This is a genomic window from Arthrobacter sp. C9C5 (assembly GCF_013359735.1).
In the GTDB taxonomy this organism is placed as follows: Bacteria; Actinomycetota; Actinomycetes; order Actinomycetales; family Micrococcaceae; genus Arthrobacter.
This window is the reverse complement of record NZ_JABFMX010000002.1, coordinates 109,350-127,584: the sequence shown is the minus strand read 5'-3', so window position 1 is coordinate 127,584 and position 18,235 is coordinate 109,350. Positions and strand designations below refer to the sequence as shown.

Sequence of the window (18,235 nt, the reverse complement as noted above, 5' to 3'; positions counted from 1 at the left end):
TCGGACCGTCGGATACCCGTTAAACGCCGGAAACCCGCCCCGCAGAATGCGGGACGGGCTTCCGGTTGAGCGTGTTTAGCGCTTGGAGTACTGCTGAGCCTTACGTGCCTTCTTGAGACCAGCCTTCTTACGCTCGATGACGCGTGCGTCACGGGTAAGGTAGCCGGCCTTCTTCAGCGTGGCGCGGTTGTTGTCGACGTCGATCTCGTTCAGCGAACGGGCGATGCCGAGGCGCAGTGCGCCGGCCTGGCCGGAGGGGCCACCGCCGTGGATGCGGGCAATAACGTCGTAGGCGCCTTCGAGATCGAGGATCTTGAAGGGCTCGTTGACGTCCTGCTGGTGCAGCTTGTTCGGGAAGTAGTTCGACAGCTCGCGGCCGTTGATGGTCCACTTGCCGGAGCCCGGCACAACGCGAACGCGTGCAACGGCTTCCTTGCGGCGGCCAACAGCTGCGCCGGCGACGGTCAGTGCCGGACGTTCCTTCTTCGGCGCAGCCGCGTCAGCAGCTCCGCTTTCCGAGGTGTAGCTGGTCAGGTTTTCCTCAGCCTCAACGGCTTCGGTGGTCAGTTCTTCGTTCTGAGCCACGATTCTCCTTGATAAAAAGTTGGTTGGTGGCCAGGACTACTGGGCGACCTGGGTGATTTCGAAAGTCTTGGGCTGCTGGGCGGCGTGCGGGTGCTCGGCACCGCGGTAAACCTTCAGCTTGCCCAGCTGCTGAGCAGCGAGGGAGTTCTTCGGGAGCATGCCCTTGATGGCCTTCTCCACGGCGCGGACCGGGTTGGATTCCAGCAGCTCCGCGTAGTTGACGGAGGTCAGGCCGCCCGGGTAACCGGAGTGGCGGTATGCGCGCTTCTGCTCCAGTTTGGCACCGGTGAGGGCGACCTTTTCAGCGTTGATGATGATGACGAAGTCGCCCATGTCCATGTGGGACGCAAAGGTGGCCTTGTGCTTGCCGCGCAGCAGGATTGCGGTCTGGCTGGCGAGACGACCAAGGACAACGTCGGTGGCGTCAATGACGTGCCACTGGCGGTTGATATCGCCGGGCTTCGGGGTGTACGTACGCACGGTGTTTGCCTCGTTCTTGTTCTGGCGTTCTTGTTTTAGGCGTCACGCAAAAGGTGCACCTACTATCTATGCGCTACCGGAACAGAGGTGAGGGCTCCATGTAACCAGTCATCCTGTGGTCTCGAATGTGCACGTTGAGTAGCTATCCTGCAACCGGATTCTCAAGCGGGCACGCATCATCGAGATAGGACACGCACAACGACTACCAAGAATAGCGGAAGCCGGGGTCGTGGGTCAAAATGGGGTGTCCGGTGGCATGCAGCCCTGCGTGCCGTTCAGTTCCAGTCCGCCGCGTTCCTGGAGGTCCCGTGCCCGATCCCGCCCTTGCAGGTTCCGCGCCGTTGCTGTTCCTCGCGGGAATCGCCGCCGGCGGCCTGTGCCTCGGGCTGCTCGCCGACGTAGTCGTTCGGCGGACATTGCCGCAGTTGACGCCGCATCCCACCCTTGCAGGGAGGACGACGGCGGCCCTGGCCGCTGCCGCGCTCTGCGCGCTGCTGGCGTGGCGTTTCGGCGCTTCACCGGAACTGCCGGCCTATATTTTCCTAGCGGTTATAGGCGTCCAGTTAGCGCGAATTGATGTTATTCACCATTTGCTGCCCAACCGTCTGGTTATCCCCCTGCTGGGAGCCGGCATCCTGCTGCTCGCAGGGGCCTCGGTAGCACTTGGAGGTTGGGAAAAGCTGGCCCGTGCCCTCGCCGGCGGCGTCATTCTCTTCTTTTTCTACTTCATCTTGGCCCTCATCAGCCCCAAGGGCCTCGGAATGGGCGATGTTAAGCTCGCTGCGCCGCTGGGCCTGTACTTAGGCTACTTGGGCTGGACCCAGCTGTTCTATGGCGGTGCCCTAGGCTTTGTGGCCGGCGGCCTGGTTTCCGCGGCCCTCGTCTTCAAGAACCGCGGAAATAAGCCCACCGAAGTGGCCTTCGGGCCTTCCATGCTGGCCGCCGCCCTGATCGTCATCCTGCTCACGGCGTAGCCCCTCCCCCGCCCCACCTGCGGGCGAACCAGTAAGCGGACTTATAAAACCAAGTAGTTGTTATCGCGCCGCCAGAAAAAACTGAGTACACCTCTCCGGAGGCCATGAGTAAACCCCTCATTTCGTCCTCAGAAGTCGAGTAGTCGAAGCCATTGCAGTGCCGTTAATCGGCGTGCAAATGTTGTCCCAACGAAGCCCCATCAGATAGCAAGGGGATTTGCTGGAGCTTCGTAAAACTATTCGAAACTCTGGAAAAGGACTTTTACAATGACTGGTCTCATGGTCTCAATGCTCGCCTTTGTCGCCGGCATCAAGGACAAGCTCGAATCCGAAAAGGGCGCCACCGCCACGGAATACTCGCTGCTGGTCGCGTTCATCGCCTTCGCCGTTATTGGCGGCGTCACCGTCTTCGGAAACCAGCTGAGCGCCTGGTTCACCGAGCTGGGTAACAACGTCCGCGCCTGGAACAACTAGGCGCCGGGAGCAACACAGGTCTCAGCTCTACGCAGTGTGCCGCGTCCGTGTCTCGCGGACGCGGCACATTCCTTAAAACCATTCGCTGCCTCTATCCCGGGGGGGATTCCATGAAACGCAGCAGTTCGTCGGCGCCTACAGCTCGGGCGCAGGGGCGGGAGCGCGGCTCGGCCGCCGTCGAATTCGCCCTCGTAGCACCTCTTCTCTTGTCCCTGGTTGTAGGGATCGTGGAGTTTTCCTACACGTACAACCTTCAGATATCAGTGACCCAGGCCGCCCGCGAAGCGGCCAGGACCATGGCCATCAAGAACAACCAGGGCGACGCAAAGGCGGCCGCCGCGGCCGGAGCGCCGGGGCTCAGCCCGGCCGGCTTTAGCTACGCATTTTCCCCCGCGGCCTGCACCAACGGCAGCACTGCAACCGTCAACGTGACGTACACCGCGAACACGCTGACAAGCTTTTTCGGCAGCACCGTCACCTTGCATGGCAAGGGAGCCATGCGATGCAACGGCTAAGGGCAACCGCGACCAGGCAGCACCGGGACGAGCGCGGCGCCACCGGCGTGCTAGTTGCGGTCATGATGCTGGTGCTCATCGGAGCCGGGGCCCTGGCCGTGGACACCGGACAGATCTACGCCGAGCGCGCACAGCTGCAGAATGCCGCTGACGCAGGCGCCCTTGCTGCCGCCCAACAGTGCCACAGAGCCGGCGGTTGCACCGTCGGACAGGCCATGGCATGGGCCGCCGAGCTGAGCGGGCCCAACTCCGACGACGGCGCCACCACCGTAGATTCAGTCGACTTGTCGGTGCCCAACCAGATCAAGGTGGTCACATCCACTCGCGGCAGCAACGGCGCAGGGTTTTTGACGAAACTCTTCGCCAGCGCCCTGAATGCTCCGCCGGTGACCGTTCGGGCCAACGCCATCGCGTCCTTCAGGAATAAGACGCAGGGATCCGGTTTTCCGCTGGCGTTGTCCGATAGCTGCTTCAACCTCTCAGGCGGAAGCCAAACCGCAGAGGTCCAGAAAATCTCCTACAAGCCAGGCGGAACGTGCACCGGACCGTCCGGAACGCAAATCCCGGGCGGTTGGGGCTGGCTCGATCGGACCTCGCCATGCATCGCTGAAACCACTACCGGAAACAACCGGGCGGGGTCCGACCCCGGCAACAACCCGCCGACTGACTGCGACACAGTACTTGGCGGCTGGATCGCAACCATCCTCGCCGGGGGCGACGTCAAAGTGGCCTTCCCCGTCTTCGACAATGCTGGCGGCCAGGGGCAGAACGGCTACTTCCATGTGATCGGTTACGCCACTTTCAAGATGTGGGGCTGGAAATTCGGCAACAACCACAACTACGAATTTCGGAACAGAGCGGGCGATCCAAACATGACCAGCGCCCTGGCTTGCTCGGGCGGAAACAACCGCTGCATCATCGGACAATTCGTGACATTCGAGACTATTGATTCCATTGGGGGAAATTCGAGCGGCGGCGCCAACTTAGGGACCGCTGAAATAAAGCTCATCAAATGAGCAGTATCTAAGGAGTTACGATGAAAGCACGCCTGCTGGGGGGCATCGCCGCATTACTTGTGGCAATTATTGGAACCGTACTGCTGGTCTCATATGTTCAGAATGCTGATAAACGGGCGCTGGCCGGCACGGAAACAGAATCAATCTACGTTGTGCAAAGGGCCATTCCGGCCGGAACCGCCGCGGACAAGATCGCATCCATGGTGACAAAGAAGGAAGTGCCTAAGCTGGCGCTGGCCGACAGCAGCGTCACGGATCTCGCCTCGCTCGGGTCCAAGGTCACCGCAGTCACCTTGATGCCGGGCGAGCAGTTGCTGTCCAGCCGGATGGTGGAAGAGAATGCCTTCCTCGGCCCGGCTCGGGTCCAGGTACCGGCCGGCCTCCAGGAGCTGACGCTCAAGCTTCCTATCGAGCGCGTTGCGGGCGGCATCCTGAAGGCCGGGGACACTGTCGGCGTCTTCCTGTCCGTGGAAGTAACAGCCAAGGGGTCGGACGGCGCAGCAGGCACAAAGGTGAGCAAGACGCAGCAGACCTTCCATAAAGTTCTGGTCACCGCTGCGCAGTTCAGCGACGGCGCAGCCACGCAGACTGGAACGGCCGACACCGAGGCCGGTGCGAGCCAGGTATCCTCCACCTCCTCCACCAAGGCGCAAGGTGACGGCAGCTACCTCATTACCCTGGCCCGAAACTCCGCCGACGCGGAGCGGATCGTGTTCGCCACCGAGTTCGGCAAGGTCTACCTGTCGAAGGAACCCGGCAATGCCGTCGAATCGGGCAAGGGCACCGTCGATGCGGCAGGACTGTTCCGATGAGCCGCTTCGTCCTGATCACGCCAAACGCTGATTTCGAACGGCTGGTTCGACTGGCTGTCGGCGGAATGCATGGAGATCTCCACGTCTTCAAAGCCGACTACCTGCCGGAAGGCCCGTCCGACATCCTGCGTCAAATGGTAGGCGACGCACCCGAGGTCCTCATCCTTGGTCCTGGCGTACCCGTAGCTGATTCGTTGAAGCTGGCCGCAGTGGTCGACCTCCAGTATCCGGAAATCAGCGTGATCCTGGCAGTCGATGCAGATCCGGAAACCGTGGTTCAGGCAATGCGGGCCGGCGTGCGTGACCTGCTGGATCCGGCAGCTGACCCTGACACCATCAGGGTCATGCTGGAGCGGGCCAGCCTCGCCGCCGCCGGCCGGCGCCGGGGGCTTGGCCCCCAGACGACCGAGCACGCCGACCGCGGTTCCGGGCGGGTCATTGCAGTGATGTCCCCCAAGGGCGGCGTCGGCAAGACTACGGTCGCCACCAACCTTGCGGTCGGGCTCGGGAAGACCGCACCCATGGGCGTGGTGATCGTGGACCTGGACCTGCAGTTCGGCGACGTGGCAAGCGGGCTGCTGCTCGAACCGGAGTTCACCATCACCGACGCAGTGATGGGAGCTGCAAGCCAGGACTCCATGGTGCTCAAGACCTACCTGACGGTTCACCCCGCCGGCATCTACGCTCTCTGCGCTCCGCGGACACCCGTGGAGATGGACCGAATTAGCGCAGCACATGTCTCCCATCTGCTTGAGCAGTTGCGGAAGGAGTTCCGGTACATCGTGGTGGACACCGCACCTGGCCTGGGTGAGCATGTCCTCGCCACCCTTGAGCAGGCCACGGACGCTTTGTGGATTTGCGGCATGGACGTCCCCAGCATTCGGGGCATGCGCACCGGATTCCAAATCCTCGATGAGCTGAACCTGGTGCCGGCGAACCGCCATATTGTGCTCAACATGGCCGATCGTCGGGCTGGGCTATCGCTGAAGGATGTCGAAGCCACTATTGGAGCCCCGGTGGACGTGGTGTTGCCGCGGTCGCGGACTCTTCCGTTCTCCACCAACAAGGGCGTCCCCATCCTTCAGGACAGCAGCCGGGACGCTGCACTCAAGGGCCTCCGCCGGCTTGTTGACCGTTTCAAGCCGGAATGGGACGCCAGACCGCACAAGCAACTCCACAGAAGGGCGGTAGTTCAGTGAGCCTCACCGACCGATTCCAGCAACTGCGCGGCGGTCTTCCGCCCGCCGGGCCCGGGGACAAGCCGGGCGCCGTCGACGTCTTTGCTTCGCAAGCACAGCCGGCCACCCTGGGGCGGATCCTGGAGGCTAAGACGGCGGCAGAATCCCAGCCCGGGTTCTCAGAGCTCCAGCAGACCGCATCCGTTGCCAGCGAGGCGCTCAACGCGCTCAAGGAACGCGCCAGCCAGGCCCTCTTCGAAAGGCTTGGGTCGCGCATTACCGATTCCTCTATTGATGAAACGGAACTTCACCAGTCCGTCAAGGACGAGCTGAAGGCCGTCGTGGATGAGGAGCAAATCCCCCTCACCGCAATCGAACGGCAGCGGCTGATCCGTGAAATCATCGACGACGTGTTGGGCCATGGCCCCATTCAGAGGTATTTGGACGATCCCACGGTGACCGAGGTGATGGTCAACCGCTTCGATCAGATCTACGTGGAACGTCAGGGGCAGCTGCAGCTGACGGACTCCAAGTTCACCTCGGATGACGCCCTGCGGCGGGTCATTGAAAGGATCGTTTCCAACGTGGGACGCCGGATCGATGAGTCTTCCCCTTTGGTCGACGCCAGGCTGTCGGACGGGTCCCGCGTCAACGCCATCATCCCACCGCTGGCCGTCAACGGGCCGGCCCTGACCATCCGGAAGTTCGGCCGGGATCCCCTGACGGTCCATGACCTCATTTCGATGGGCAGCCTTTCCCCGGAAATGGCAGAGCTCTTGCAGGCCTGCGTGCTGGCCAGGCTGAACATCATCGTTTCCGGCGGAACGGGCACCGGAAAGACAACCCTGCTGAACGTGCTTTCCTCGTTCATTCCGAGCTCGGACCGGATCGTGACGATCGAGGACGCCGTGGAACTGCAACTGCAGCAGGACCACGTGGTCCGTCTGGAGAGCAGGCCGCAGAACATCGAGGGAAAGGGAGAAATCTCCATCCGCGATCTGGTTCGCAACTCACTGCGTATGCGGCCGGACCGGATCGTGGTCGGCGAAGTCCGCGGCGGAGAGTGCCTGGACATGCTGCAGGCCATGAACACCGGCCATGACGGCTCCATCTCCACCGTGCATGCAAATTCCCCCAGGGATGCCATCGCCCGGCTCGAAACCTTGGTATTGATGGCAGGCATGGATTTGCCCCTGCGGGCGGTCCGCGAACAGGTAGCTTCGGCGGTAAACCTGATCGTGCATATCTCCCGGCTTCGCGACGGATCACGGCGCGTCACCCACATCACCGAGGTCCAGGGCATGGAGGGCGACGTCGTCACGCTCCAGGATGCATTTGTGTTCGACTACTCCGCCGGCATCGACGCCAGTGGCCGGTTCCTCGGCAAGCCCGTGCCGACCGGCGTGCGTCCCCGGTTCACCGATCGCTTCGCCGAACTCGGGATTCCGATTTCGCCGGCAGTATTTGGCGCAGCGCCAGTCAGGGGGCGGTAACCGTGCAGGACCTGTCTCCCCTCGTTTTTGTCGCCGGCCTAGTCCTGGCGTACGCAGCCTTGGCGACGATGGTCGCCATCGTCTTCAAGCCGCACGCGGTGCCGCTTTCCCGGCGCCGGCCCGACGAGGCGGCCGCGCACACGTCAAACCTCACCCGGCTCACCGACCAAGCCGTGGACACTCTCAACAAGGGCCTCCGGAGCCGCGGCTCCGGACTGCTTAGCCGGGAGAAGCTTGATCGCGCCGGACTGAAGAAGCAACCTGGCGACTACGTGCTGATGGGCTGCGCCCTTACTTTCGTGGCTGCGGTCCTTGGCTTCCTCCTCGGCGGCCCGGCCCTGGCCGCGGTATTGACGCTGCTGACACCAGTGGGTCTCCTCGTTTTCCTCAGCATTCTGGTCTCGCGGCGTCGCAAGAAGTTCGATGAGCAGGTGCCGGATGCGCTGCAGATGCTCGCCGGTGGCCTCCGCGCCGGCCATAGCCTGCTCCGGGCAGTGGATGCTGCCGCCGAGGAGAATGAGGCACCGATGAAAGAGGAGCTCAGCCGGGTGGTCAACGAGACACGGATCGGCCGGGATCTCGGCGAATCGTTCGCGGAAGTTGCCCGGCGTACCGACAACGAAGACTTCGCCTCAATTACCCGGGCCATCGAGATCCACCGGGAAGTCGGCGGTGATCTTGCCCAGGTCCTGGACCATGTGGGCGAGACCATCCGGGATCGCAACCAGATCAGGGGCCAGGTCCGGGCCCTCAGTGCGGAGGGCCGGATGTCCGCGATGGTCCTGATGGCACTCCCGGTCGTGATGTTCATGGGGCTGACACTCTTCAACCCGCTGTACTCGAAGGTCTTCCTGACCACTATTCCGGGTTTCCTGATGATCCTCGTTGCCATAGTCCTGCTGACTGTTGGCGGCTTCTGGCTCAGCCGACTCATCAAACCGAAGTTCTGAGAAGTAGGAGAGAACGTGCAACCCATCGCCTATGCAGCCATCCTGGCGGTCATCGCCCCGCTCTCGATCATGACGTGGCTTGCCTTCACCGGTGACCGGGCCGGACTGCGAAACATCCAGGCCAACCTCGGGCAAGGCCCGCAGGCCGCCGGCTCCGCGGTCTCCGCCACCGGCCAATTCGCAGCCTTCAGCCGAAGGATCACCCCGAAGGGCTACACGGCCTGGCTGGACAAGCAGCTCGCCGGCGCGGGCCGACCGAAGGACTGGCCCTTGGGACGCATCCTTATGGTCAAGCCCCTGCTGGCCCTCGCGGGCGCCGTGATGGGCGTACTGTTCATTGCCGGAAACCCTACGACAGTTAGCGTGCTCCTCGCTGCGGGAGCCTCCGCACTGGCTTACTTTGTCCCGGACATCCTGCTTCGGAACCACGCCCAGAAGCGGCGCGAGGCAATTAAGCTCGAGTTGCCGGACACACTGGACCAGATGCTCATCTCGGTCCAGGCCGGCCTCGGCTTCGAAACCGCGATGGCCCGGGCAGGCCAGAACGGCAAGGGCCCACTGGCTGACGAACTGATCAGGACGCTGCAGGACATCCAGGTGGGCCGCTCCCGCAAGGACGCATATCTGGCGATGGCCCAGCGCGTGGACGTACCGGACCTTCGGTCCTTTGTCCGGGCAGTGGTCCAAGCGGACGCCTACGGCATCGCCATAGCTCAAGTATTGAACGCCCAGGCGAAGGACATGCGCGTGAAGCGCCGTCAGCGTGCGGAAGAGCATGCCATGAAAATGCCGGTCAAGATGCTGTTCCCGCTGATCTTCTCGATCCTCCCCACCCTGTTCATCGTGGTGCTGGGACCCACGGTGATGGGCATTATGGAGGTTTTCGCCAACAAATAAACACGCGGTCCGCCTCCGGGCCGCCCCATAGACCGGACCCCCTTGGTACCCAGAGCCAAGGGGGTCCTCCTTTGTGCCGGCGCGTTTTCGCATGGTTCAGTCCAGGCCCAGCGCAGGATCCGCGCAGGGAAAGTACAGGAAAAAGGCAGTTTGGGAAGTCTTGGCACAGGATGTTCCAAATTCGAATTGACGGCGTGTCGGCGCTTGCTAAGTTCCTCTCAGTGCTGGTGCAGGGCCAGCCGCCCAAACTCGCTCAGGAGTCACCAATGCTTGCTCTTTACACCAACCTCTCCGTCCGCCTCCGCGGCGATGAGAAGGGCGCCACGGCCGTCGAATACGGCATCATGGTCTCCCTCATCGCCGTGGTCATCATCGTCGCGGTCACGCTGCTCGGCGGCACCTTGCTCGACACGTTCACGCAGGTCCAGTGCTCCATCAGCGGCGGTGACTTCACCGAACGTGCGGGCGACGTCGCAGCGTCCTGCGCCCCTTAATGAGGCGTCCTAGCGTCTAGTCAAAACAAAGTGTGGTGGCGGCAGTTGGCCGCCACCACACTTTCGTCTCGGGCGAGTGTCCAGGAAGGCGGTCCTCCATGTCCAAGACAAGCGAACGGGGCGCCGTCGCGGTGGAGTTTGCCCTGCTGGCCCCGGTCCTGGTGATGGTTCTGCTGGGCATCATGGAGTTTGGCCGCGCCTACAACGTACAGATCTCGCTCTCCAACGCTGCCCGTGAAGGCGCAAGAGTGATGGCCGTCAACTACGCGGCGCCAACAGCCGCGACAACCGCCAAAGCCGCTGCCGTGAGCGCCGCGAGCGTGCTAAGGCCGAGTCTGACAAACGACAAGATTGTCTTCACCTATCAGACGACGCCCGCCTCGACGCCCACGCCGACGGCCTGCGCCGCGAACGTTCAAGTCACCGTGACAATCAACTACAACCTGTCCACTATGACCGGAATTGCCGGACCATTCTCGATGAAGGGCGTAGGTACGATGCAATGCGGCGGGTAGCATTTTCGGGCGACACAGAACGTGGCGGGATTGCTGTCATGGTCGCCCTCCTCATGGTGGTTCTACTTGGGTTCGCGGCCATCTCCATCGACGTTGCTCGACTCTATTCCGAGCGTGGCCAATTGCAGAACGGGGCCGATTCGGTGGCCCTTATGCTGGGCCAAAAATGTGCCAAGAATCTGAACGATGTGGACTGCTCCGACACCTTGGCATCGCCCGTAGTTCTCGCCAGAACGCTTGCCAACGCCAACGCCGTGGACGGACAGAGTAATGTCAAGGCCATCGTCTTGGATAAGGCGAACCGCAAAGCCACGGTCACCACGAGCGCCAAGGCGAGTGGGGGCGCCCTCAACTCGGTACCGGACCTTTTTGCCCGCGCACTAGGCTTTTCGAACTCTGAGGTCACGGCTACTTCGAACGTTCAGTGGGGGACGCCGTCCAAGGGCACCGTTATCGTCCCTTTGGCCATCGCCGAGTGCAAATTCTCCCCGGACCCCTCTTTCGTGCAGGTCCTCAATATGAACGCGGGCGGATGCTCAGGGATCCCCGGTGGTTTTGGATGGATCACCGACCCGAATGGCGCCGATTCTGCATGCAGCGTCGTGATCAGCGCTGGCGCCTCGAATAATCCAGGAATCTGGTTCAGTAGCGACACCGGCGCCTCCAGACCGTCGGTCTGTTCGCCCGGGGACATCAGCGCTTTGAACGACCAGACCGTCCTCCTCCCGCTCTATGCCGTGGCCACGGGCACCGGGTCAGGCGGCAAATATTACATCAAGGGCTTTGCAGCCTTTCACGTCACCGGCTACCGCTTCTCGAGTGACACTTGGAACTCGAGCGGGCTGGCCAACAAGTCCCTCCGCGGATACTTCGTGAAATTCGTTTCCTTGTCACAGGCCCTCGAACTCGGAAGTACAGCCGATTACGGTGCTTCCGTTGTCCGTCTCACCATTGGAGTGCCCTAACCGTGAAGTCACGCTTATTGGCAGGACTGGCCGCCGTCGTGCTGGCCATCGTCGGTGCCATCCTTGTCGTCAGCTACGCCCAGGGAGCCGACACCCGCGCCGTGCAGAACCTGGAACCCGTCTCCGTCATGGTGGTGCAAAAGGCCCTCCCCGCCGGCACGCCGGTGGCGTCGCTGTCGGCGTTCGTCACCAGCCAGGAACTCCCCGGCAAGGCCGTGTCCAAGACTGCGCTGCAAAATCTGGACGGCCTGGCCGGGAAGGTCACCGCCGTCGACCTGTTGCCGGGTGAGCAGCTCGTGGCCGAGCGGCTGGTCGAACCAGAGGAGCTGAAGACCAGTGGATCGGTGGAAGTGCCAAAGGGTCTGCAGGAAGTGTCTTTCCAGCTCGAGCCCCAGCGGGTCGTCGGCGGTCGCATCGCGGCCGGGGACCACGTCGGCATCTTCATTAACCTCAAGGAGGGCGGCCTTGAAGCCAAGCCGGAAAAATCAACTGCGCAGCTGACTGTTCACAAGGCCCTCGTGACGGCGGTGCAGCGTGCACCAGTGGCCACGCCCAGCCCGGAACCCACGGCAGGGGGCTCGGCGGCTCCGGCCGAGGACACTTCGCTCCCCACGGGATTGTTCCTTGTGACGGTGGCTGTCAACGACGTAAATGCCACGAAGATCGTCTATGCCGCTGAATTCGAGAAGCTGTGGTTGAGCAAGGAACCGCTCGACGCAAAGGACAGCGGCCGCCCTGGAATCATGACCAAGCCGGAGGTCTACAAGTGAGCCGCTTCGTCCTCATCACTCCCAACGCAGACTTCGACGCGCGGGTCCGCCAGGCCGTCGCGGGTGTGCCCGGCGGCGTCCAGACCTTTGCCTTCGTCAATCCCGCCAATCCCGGCGAACTTTTCGCCAACCTCAACCAGGAGCGGCCCGAAGTGCTGATCCTCGGACCCGATGTTCCCATCGAGGATGCCCTGCGGCTCGCCACGGTGTTCGATGTGCAGCTGCCGGAGTTGAGCGTGATCCTGGTCGGCGAACCCGAACCGGACTTCGTGCTGTTGGCTATGCGCGCCGGGATCCGGGACATCCTCAGCCCCGCCTCGGACCCCGCCCAGATCCGGGTGCTCCTGGAACGGGCCTGCCAGTCCTACGCCAGCCGGACCCGGGCCACGGCCGTCCAGCAGCCGGATAACAAACCCAAAGGCCTGGTGATCGGCGTCTTCTCGCCCAAGGGAGGAGTCGGCAAGACGACCATCGCCACCAATATCGCCATCGGGCTGGGGCAGGTTGCACCGATGGGCGTGGTCATCGTGGACCTGGACCTGCAGTTCGGCGACGTGGCCTCCGGCCTGTACCTGAATCCGGAGCACACCGTCACCGACGCCGTCTCGGCGTCGGCCAGCCAGGACTCGCTGGTCCTCAAGGCCTTCCTCACCGTCCACCCCAGCAGCATCTACGCCCTCTGCGCGCCCCGGACCCCGGTGGAAGCGGACGACATCACGCCGCAGCAGGTCAGCCGGCTGATCGAACAGCTCGCGGAGCAGTTCCAGTACGTCGTCGTAGACACCGCCCCCGGCCTGCCCGAGGTGGGCCTGGCCGCCATGGAACAGTGCACCGACGTCGTCTGGGTCAGTGCCATGGACGTGCCCAGCATCCGCGGCCTCCGTTCGGGGCTGGAAATCCTCCGCCGGCTCGATCTGCTTCCGGAAACTCGCCATGTGGTCCTGAACATGGCCGATTCCAAGTCCGGGCTCAGCGTCCAGGACGTCGAGGCCACAATCGGCGCGCCGGTGGACGTGAGCATCCCGCGTTCCCAGGCGGTGGCGTACTCCACTAACCGCGGGATCCCGGTCCTGCAAGACGGCCGCAAGGATCCCGCGGTGAAGGGCCTGCGGCAGCTGGTGACGCGCTTTGATCCGGCCTGGCGAGCTACCGCCCAGAAGAAACTGCACCGACGGGTGGTGGTCTAAGTGAAACTCTCCGAACGCCTCTCCGCAGCGGAAGCCGGCCCCCAAACGCACCCGGCACCGCCGCCGACGTCGGCCCCGGTAGCGACGACGGCCCGGCCGCCCCGGCTCTCCCCCCACCTCGAACCAGCCCGCCCCGAGCCGTCGCGCCTCGCCGCGGCGGCCGCGCCGTCGTTCGCGGAACACCCCGACACGGCCCGCACCAAAGGCCAGCAGCCGGTGGATGCCTTTGCCGCGCTCAAAGAGCGGGCAGCCACCGCCCTGTTCGAGCGGATGGGCACCCGCTTCAACGACTCGGCGGTCAAGGAGGACGAACTACGCGCGACCGCCCGCGATGAACTGACCCGCATCATCGACGCCGAACAGGTGCCGCTGTCCACCGAGGAGCGCACCCGGCTGGTCCGCGACGTCGCGGACGACGTGCTGGGGTACGGGCCGCTGCAGCGGCTGCTGGATGACCCCGCGGTCACCGAGATCATGGTCAACCGGATGGACCAGATCTACGTGGAACGCAAAGGCCAGCTCACCCTGACCGACTCGCGCTTCAGCTCGGAGGACCACCTGCGCAAGGTGATCGAACGCATCGTCTCCAAGGTGGGCCGCCGGATCGATGAGTCATCCCCGCTGGTGGATGCACGGCTCGAGGACGGCTCCCGCGTCAACGCCGTCATCCCCCCGTTGGCAGTCGGCGGCTCCTCGCTGACCATCCGGAAGTTCAGCAAGGTCCCGCTCACGGTGCGCAACCTGATCGATTTCGGCACCCTGACCCCCGAAATGGCCGAGCTGCTGAACGCCTGTGTCCGGGCCAAGCTGAACATCATCGTCTCCGGCGGCACCGGCACCGGCAAGACCACCTTGCTGAACGTCCTTTCGTCCTTCCTGCCGCACGACGAGCGCATTGTCACCATCGAGGACGCGGTGGAACTCCAGATCCAGCAGGAGCACGTGGTGCGGCTGGAAAGCCGGCCGCCCAACACCGAAGGCAAGGGCGAGGTCACCATCCGCGACCTGCTGCGCAACTCCCTGCGTATGCGGCCGGACCGGATCGTGGTGGGCGAGGTCCGCGGCGGCGAGTCCCTTGACATGCTCCAGGCCATGAACACCGGCCACGACGGCTCCCTCTCGACCGTCCACTCGAACTCGCCGCGCGACGCTGTTGCCCGCCTCGAGACCCTGGTGCTGATGGCCGGAATGGATCTTCCCCTGCGCGCCATCCGGGAGCAGATCGCCTCGGCGGTGAACTTGATCGTGCAGATCTCCCGTCTGCGGGACGGGACGCGCCGGATCACCCACGTGACCGAGGTGCAGGGCATGGAGGGGGACATTGTCACCCTCCAGGATGCCTTCGTCTTCGATTACTCCGCCGGAGTGGACGCCCACGGCCGGTTCCTCGGCAAGCCGGTGGCCACCGGGATCCGTCCGCGCTTCATCGACCGCTTCGAGGACATGGGCATCTACGTTTCCCCCAACGTCTTCGCAGCACCGCTGGCGCCGGCCGGCAAGGCGTGAGCCGGCCATGACACTTTCTATCGGCGTCGCCTTCCTGGCCACTGCCCTCCTCCTGCTCGCCGTCGCGGTCCTCTCGCCGGGGACCGCCCGCGTTCCACTGGACCGACGGCGGCCGGTCCAGGCCGCACCGGACTCCTCGCTCAGCCGGTTCGCGGGATCCGCGGTCAACCTGGCGGACGGCTTCTTCGCGCAACGGAAGGTCCGGCTCTTCAACCGGGACGCCTTGGAACAAGCCGGACTGCGCATGGGCCAGGGCGACTTCTACGTGCTGCTGGCGGTCGGCGCCTTTGTGGGGGCCCTGGCCGGCTTCGTCGTCGGCGGTGTCATGCTTGCCCTTCTGCTGGTCCTGCTCGCCCCGGTGGGCGGTCACCTGGCCCTCACGGTCCTGGCCGGAAAGCGCCGCGCCAAGTTTGACGACCAGCTGGGCGACACCCTGCAACTGCTTTCCGGCGGCCTGCGGGCCGGGCACAGCATCCTGCGGGCCATCGACGCCGCCGGCAGCGAATCGCAGAGCCCCACCGCCGAAGAAATGCGCCGCGTCGTCACCGAAACTTCCCTGGGCCGCGACCTGCTGGCCTCGCTCAGCGACACCGCGGAGCGGATGCGCAACGAAGACTTCGTCTGGATCGCCCAAGCCATCCAGATCAACCGCGAGGTGGGCGGCAACCTGGCCGAAGTGCTGGACCAGGTGAACGAGACCATCCGCGAGCGCAGCGAGATCAAGGGCCACATCAAGTCCCTCGCGGCCGAAGGCAAGTTCTCCGCCTACATCCTGATGGCCATGCCCATCGGCATCGTGGTCATGCTCATGCTGGTCAACCCCGGCTACATGAACGTGATGTTCACCAACCCGCTGGGCTGGGCCATGATGGCGGCCTCCGTGATCCTGATGACGATCGGTGGTCTGTGGATGCGCAAGATCATCGACCTAAAGTTCTGAGGCCCGGATGAATCCCTTGATCCTGTGCTCCCTCCTGCTGATCTGCCTCCCCTTGGCCTACCTGACGTGGTCCGTCCTCTCCGTCGACCGGAAATCCCAACGCGCCATCCGGGAGATGCTCTCCCTGGGCACCGGACCCGCCGAGTCCGCCGGGCCCAAGGAGACGGCCCTGCTGGAGCGGATCGGCCACCGCCTGACGCCACCGGGCTATGTCCGGAAACTCGACCGGCTGCTGTCCTTGGCCGGACGTCCCGCCTCGCTCCCGCTGGGTCGGGTTCTGGCCGCCAAACCCCTGCTGGGACTGCTGGGCGCCCTCCTGGGCATCTGGCTCGCCAACACGCCGGCCCCGCTCCTGAAACTGGTGGGCTTGTTCGTGATGCTCCTGGGCTACTTCATCCCGGACCTGCTGCTCTACAGCAAGGGCCAGGAGCGCCAGAAGATCATGCAGCTGGAACTGGCCAACACGCTGGACCAGATGCTGATCTCGGTCGAGGCCGGACTGGGATTCGAGGGGGCCATGGCGCGGGCCGGTGAGAACGGCAAGGGGCCGCTCGCCGAGGAATTGGTCCGCACCCTGCAGGATATGCAGGTGGGACGCAGCCGGCGGGAGTCATACCAGGCGCTGGCGGCGCGGACTAACATCCCCGAGCTGCGCAGCTTCGTCCAGGCCGTGGTGCAGGCCGACACCTACGGCATTGCCATCAGCCGGGTGCTCCGCATCCAGGCCAAGGTGATGCGCGTCAAGCGGCGCCAGAGGGCCGAGGAGAAGGCCATGAAGCTGCCGGTCACCATCCTGTTCCCCCTGCTGTTCTTCATCTTCCCGGTGCTCTTTATCGCCATCCTGGGGCCCGCCGTGATCAATGCCATTGAGACCTTCAGTGGCCATTAATCTGCCCGTATTTTGCGGCGGACGGCCCGCACGGGCGCCGCAAGTTGGCCCGTAAAAGGGCCGGACAAGGATAGCCGCAAGGTTTCCGCAGGATACCCCGCCGCCTCCGGCGCCGGTCCAGACAGCTAGTACCGTAGTGCCATGTCTCTTTTAGCTGCCTGCCCCGACGACGCAAACGCGGGGTCCTTGCTCGCTGCCGATGCCCCCGCAGGCGGGGCCGGACTGTCGGCGTCGTTCTCCGGCGCGGCCCCGCTCGTGGACCCCGCGGCCCTCCAGGACCTGGGTGAGCAGCTGAACAGCGCCGCCGTCGCCAAGGGCTTCGCCCGGGACTACGCAGAGATGTGGGGCCAGCGCTATGACTCGCTGGCCGGGGCCTTGGAACGCCGCGACCAGGCAGCCGCGCTCGACGCCGTGCTGAGCCTCAAGACGTCCTCGTCGATGGTCGGCGGCCTGCGCCTGGCCGAACTCGCCGGCGAACTCGAGGAAGCGATCCGGGGCGGGGACCTCGGACGGGCCGCTTCCCTGCTGGGCGATGTGGCCGCGCGCGGCAGCGAAACCGTGGACGAGCTGCAGTTCAGCTACATCCTCTGGGAGCGCTAGGAACGATCAGGCGCCAGCCGGTAGCCCACTCCGCGCACCGTCTGGAGCCAGCGCGGTTGCACCGAATCCTCCCGGAGCTTCCGGCGCAGGTTGCCGATGTGCACTTCAACGGCCCGTTCATCGGACTCGCTGATGTAGGCGTCGGCCCGGTAGTACTCTCCCCGCACCACACGGACCAGCTCGGTCTTGGACTTCACCGCGCCGGCGCCGCGGAGGAGCGCGTGCAGGAGGTCGAACTCACTGCGGGTCAGGGCAAGCGGTTCGCCCTCGACCGTCACCGAGCGCATGTCGGGATTCAGGGCCAGCCCATTGTGGCGCAAAACGTTGTCCGGGACAACAGCGTCGCCGTCCGGTCGTGCGGACGCCGCGGTCAACGCGCCCAGGCCGTCACGCCGGGGCCGGCGCATCATCGCGGCCACCCGTGCCCGCAGTTCACGGGGCCGGAACGGTTTGGTCAGGAAATCGTCGGCGCCGGTGTGGAGCGCAGTCAGCGTGTCGAGTTCGTCCGTCCGTGCGGTCAGCATGACGATGTAGGCGTCACTGAACTGGCGGATCCGGCGCAGGACTTCATAGCCGTCGATGTCGGGAAGGCCCACGTCCAGTGTTACTACGCTGGCCTCCCGACGCCGGACAACCTCGACGCCCTCCCGGCCCTCGGCTGCCGAATGCACCTCATAGCCGGCCTGCCGGAGCACTGCCTCCACGAGGTTACGCACATCCGCATCGTCCTCAACAACGACGGCCACCCCAAGGTCAGTCATGCCACCCTCACATCCGCTGCTGCTCTGCCGGCCGACGATGGCTGTCCATACGCCGCCGCTATGAATCCGGGGCCCATGCCCCGATGCCCATGCCGCGCCCAAGGGACACGGCGTACGCACGTCCTGCCACAATACCCACCGGGGGCCTCAATTTCGGTCTCCGGCGCAGTAACACGGGCAACAATAATATTGTTAATGTCAAGTAAGTGTGACAGCAATGTAAACTCCAGTTGC

General features: G+C 64.1%; 21 protein-coding genes. 18 read left to right on the top strand and 3 right to left on the bottom strand.

All coding sequences use genetic code 11. From position 1 onward, the window contains the following. Nucleotides 1-75: 75 nt before the first annotated feature. Together rpsI and rplM are read right to left on the bottom strand one after the other, a co-directional pair. Nucleotides 76-585: a 30S ribosomal protein S9 gene (rpsI, locus tag HNO80_RS02190; RefSeq protein ID WP_175321203.1), complete on the bottom strand. Its 510-nt coding sequence runs from the start codon at nucleotides 583-585 to the stop codon at nucleotides 76-78. A gap of 36 nt (nucleotides 586-621) precedes the next feature. Beyond that, on the bottom strand, nucleotides 622-1,065 hold the full coding sequence (gene rplM, locus HNO80_RS02185) for a 50S ribosomal protein L13 (RefSeq protein ID WP_015937805.1): 444 nt from the start codon (nucleotides 1,063-1,065) through the stop codon (nucleotides 622-624). Nucleotides 1,066-1,373: 308 nt separating this feature from the next. Between rplM and HNO80_RS02180 the strand changes: the two genes are divergently transcribed. The 18 genes from HNO80_RS02180 to HNO80_RS02095 all read left to right on the top strand — a co-directional run bounded on the left by HNO80_RS02180 (nucleotide 1,374) and on the right by HNO80_RS02095 (nucleotide 17,240). Further along, complete coding sequence (locus HNO80_RS02180) at nucleotides 1,374-2,039, top strand: prepilin peptidase (RefSeq protein ID WP_349627162.1); 666 nt, start codon at nucleotides 1,374-1,376, stop codon at nucleotides 2,037-2,039. Nucleotides 2,040-2,306: 267 nt separating this feature from the next. Further along, nucleotides 2,307-2,513: a Flp family type IVb pilin gene (locus tag HNO80_RS02175; protein ID WP_175321201.1), complete on the top strand. Its 207-nt coding sequence runs from the start codon at nucleotides 2,307-2,309 to the stop codon at nucleotides 2,511-2,513. A 110-nt stretch (nucleotides 2,514-2,623) separates the two neighbouring features. Continuing rightward, nucleotides 2,624-3,028 carry a TadE/TadG family type IV pilus assembly protein gene (locus HNO80_RS02170; protein WP_175321200.1) on the top strand — a complete coding sequence of 135 codons (405 nt, stop codon included), beginning with the start codon at nucleotides 2,624-2,626 and terminating at the stop codon, nucleotides 3,026-3,028. Beyond that, nucleotides 3,016-4,044: a pilus assembly protein TadG-related protein gene (locus HNO80_RS02165; RefSeq protein ID WP_175321199.1), complete on the top strand. Its 1,029-nt coding sequence runs from the start codon at nucleotides 3,016-3,018 to the stop codon at nucleotides 4,042-4,044. The genes HNO80_RS02170 and HNO80_RS02165 overlap by 13 nt, the downstream gene beginning before the upstream one ends. A gap of 20 nt (nucleotides 4,045-4,064) precedes the next feature. Further along, complete coding sequence (gene cpaB / locus HNO80_RS02160) at nucleotides 4,065-4,856, top strand: Flp pilus assembly protein CpaB (protein WP_175321198.1); 792 nt, start codon at nucleotides 4,065-4,067, stop codon at nucleotides 4,854-4,856. After that, complete coding sequence (locus HNO80_RS02155) at nucleotides 4,853-6,055, top strand: CpaE/TadZ family protein (protein WP_175321197.1); 1,203 nt, start codon at nucleotides 4,853-4,855, stop codon at nucleotides 6,053-6,055. Before cpaB (HNO80_RS02160) ends, HNO80_RS02155 begins: the two co-directional genes overlap by 4 nt. After that, on the top strand, nucleotides 6,052-7,527 hold the full coding sequence (locus HNO80_RS02150; RefSeq protein ID WP_175321196.1) for a TadA family conjugal transfer-associated ATPase: 1,476 nt from the start codon (nucleotides 6,052-6,054) through the stop codon (nucleotides 7,525-7,527). Before HNO80_RS02155 ends, HNO80_RS02150 begins: the two co-directional genes overlap by 4 nt. 2 nt (nucleotides 7,528-7,529) lie before the next feature. Next, a complete protein-coding gene (locus HNO80_RS02145; RefSeq protein WP_349627161.1) occupies nucleotides 7,530-8,477 on the top strand; it encodes a type II secretion system F family protein in 948 nt (315 codons plus the stop codon). A gap of 15 nt (nucleotides 8,478-8,492) precedes the next feature. Then, complete coding sequence (locus HNO80_RS02140; protein ID WP_175321195.1) at nucleotides 8,493-9,374, top strand: type II secretion system F family protein; 882 nt, start codon at nucleotides 8,493-8,495, stop codon at nucleotides 9,372-9,374. A gap of 266 nt (nucleotides 9,375-9,640) precedes the next feature. After that, nucleotides 9,641-9,868: a Flp family type IVb pilin gene (locus HNO80_RS02135; RefSeq protein WP_175321194.1), complete on the top strand. Its 228-nt coding sequence runs from the start codon at nucleotides 9,641-9,643 to the stop codon at nucleotides 9,866-9,868. Between the two features lie 98 nt (nucleotides 9,869-9,966). After that, nucleotides 9,967-10,383, top strand: coding sequence for a TadE/TadG family type IV pilus assembly protein (locus HNO80_RS02130; RefSeq protein ID WP_175321193.1), 417 nt, complete (start codon nucleotides 9,967-9,969; stop codon nucleotides 10,381-10,383). Then, a complete protein-coding gene (locus HNO80_RS02125) occupies nucleotides 10,371-11,348 on the top strand; it encodes a TadE/TadG family type IV pilus assembly protein (protein ID WP_175321192.1) in 978 nt (325 codons plus the stop codon). The genes HNO80_RS02130 and HNO80_RS02125 overlap by 13 nt, the downstream gene beginning before the upstream one ends. A gap of 2 nt (nucleotides 11,349-11,350) precedes the next feature. Further along, the gene (cpaB, locus tag HNO80_RS02120; RefSeq protein WP_175321191.1) at nucleotides 11,351-12,118 is read left to right on the top strand and encodes a Flp pilus assembly protein CpaB; all 768 of its coding nucleotides are present in this window, start codon (nucleotides 11,351-11,353) and stop codon (nucleotides 12,116-12,118) included. Then, nucleotides 12,115-13,305, top strand: coding sequence for a CpaE/TadZ family protein (locus tag HNO80_RS02115; RefSeq protein ID WP_175321190.1), 1,191 nt, complete (start codon nucleotides 12,115-12,117; stop codon nucleotides 13,303-13,305). Before cpaB (HNO80_RS02120) ends, HNO80_RS02115 begins: the two co-directional genes overlap by 4 nt. Nucleotides 13,306-13,521: 216 nt before the next feature. After that, entirely contained in the window at nucleotides 13,522-14,811 is a 1,290-nt protein-coding gene (locus HNO80_RS02110; RefSeq protein ID WP_175321312.1) for a TadA family conjugal transfer-associated ATPase, read from the top strand. A 7-nt stretch (nucleotides 14,812-14,818) separates the two neighbouring features. Continuing rightward, nucleotides 14,819-15,751 carry a type II secretion system F family protein gene (locus tag HNO80_RS02105; protein WP_175321189.1) on the top strand — a complete coding sequence of 311 codons (933 nt, stop codon included), beginning with the start codon at nucleotides 14,819-14,821 and terminating at the stop codon, nucleotides 15,749-15,751. Nucleotides 15,752-15,758: 7 nt separating this feature from the next. Then, the gene (locus tag HNO80_RS02100; protein ID WP_175321188.1) at nucleotides 15,759-16,640 is read left to right on the top strand and encodes a type II secretion system F family protein; all 882 of its coding nucleotides are present in this window, start codon (nucleotides 15,759-15,761) and stop codon (nucleotides 16,638-16,640) included. A 141-nt stretch (nucleotides 16,641-16,781) separates the two neighbouring features. Next, nucleotides 16,782-17,240: an Hpt domain-containing protein gene (locus tag HNO80_RS02095; protein ID WP_249777107.1), complete on the top strand. Its 459-nt coding sequence runs from the start codon at nucleotides 16,782-16,784 to the stop codon at nucleotides 17,238-17,240. Here HNO80_RS02095 and HNO80_RS02090 read toward each other — a convergent pair. Next, a complete protein-coding gene (locus HNO80_RS02090) occupies nucleotides 17,237-18,001 on the bottom strand; it encodes a response regulator transcription factor (RefSeq protein ID WP_175321187.1) in 765 nt (254 codons plus the stop codon). The genes HNO80_RS02095 and HNO80_RS02090 overlap by 4 nt on opposite strands. Nucleotides 18,002-18,235 lie beyond the last annotated feature (234 nt).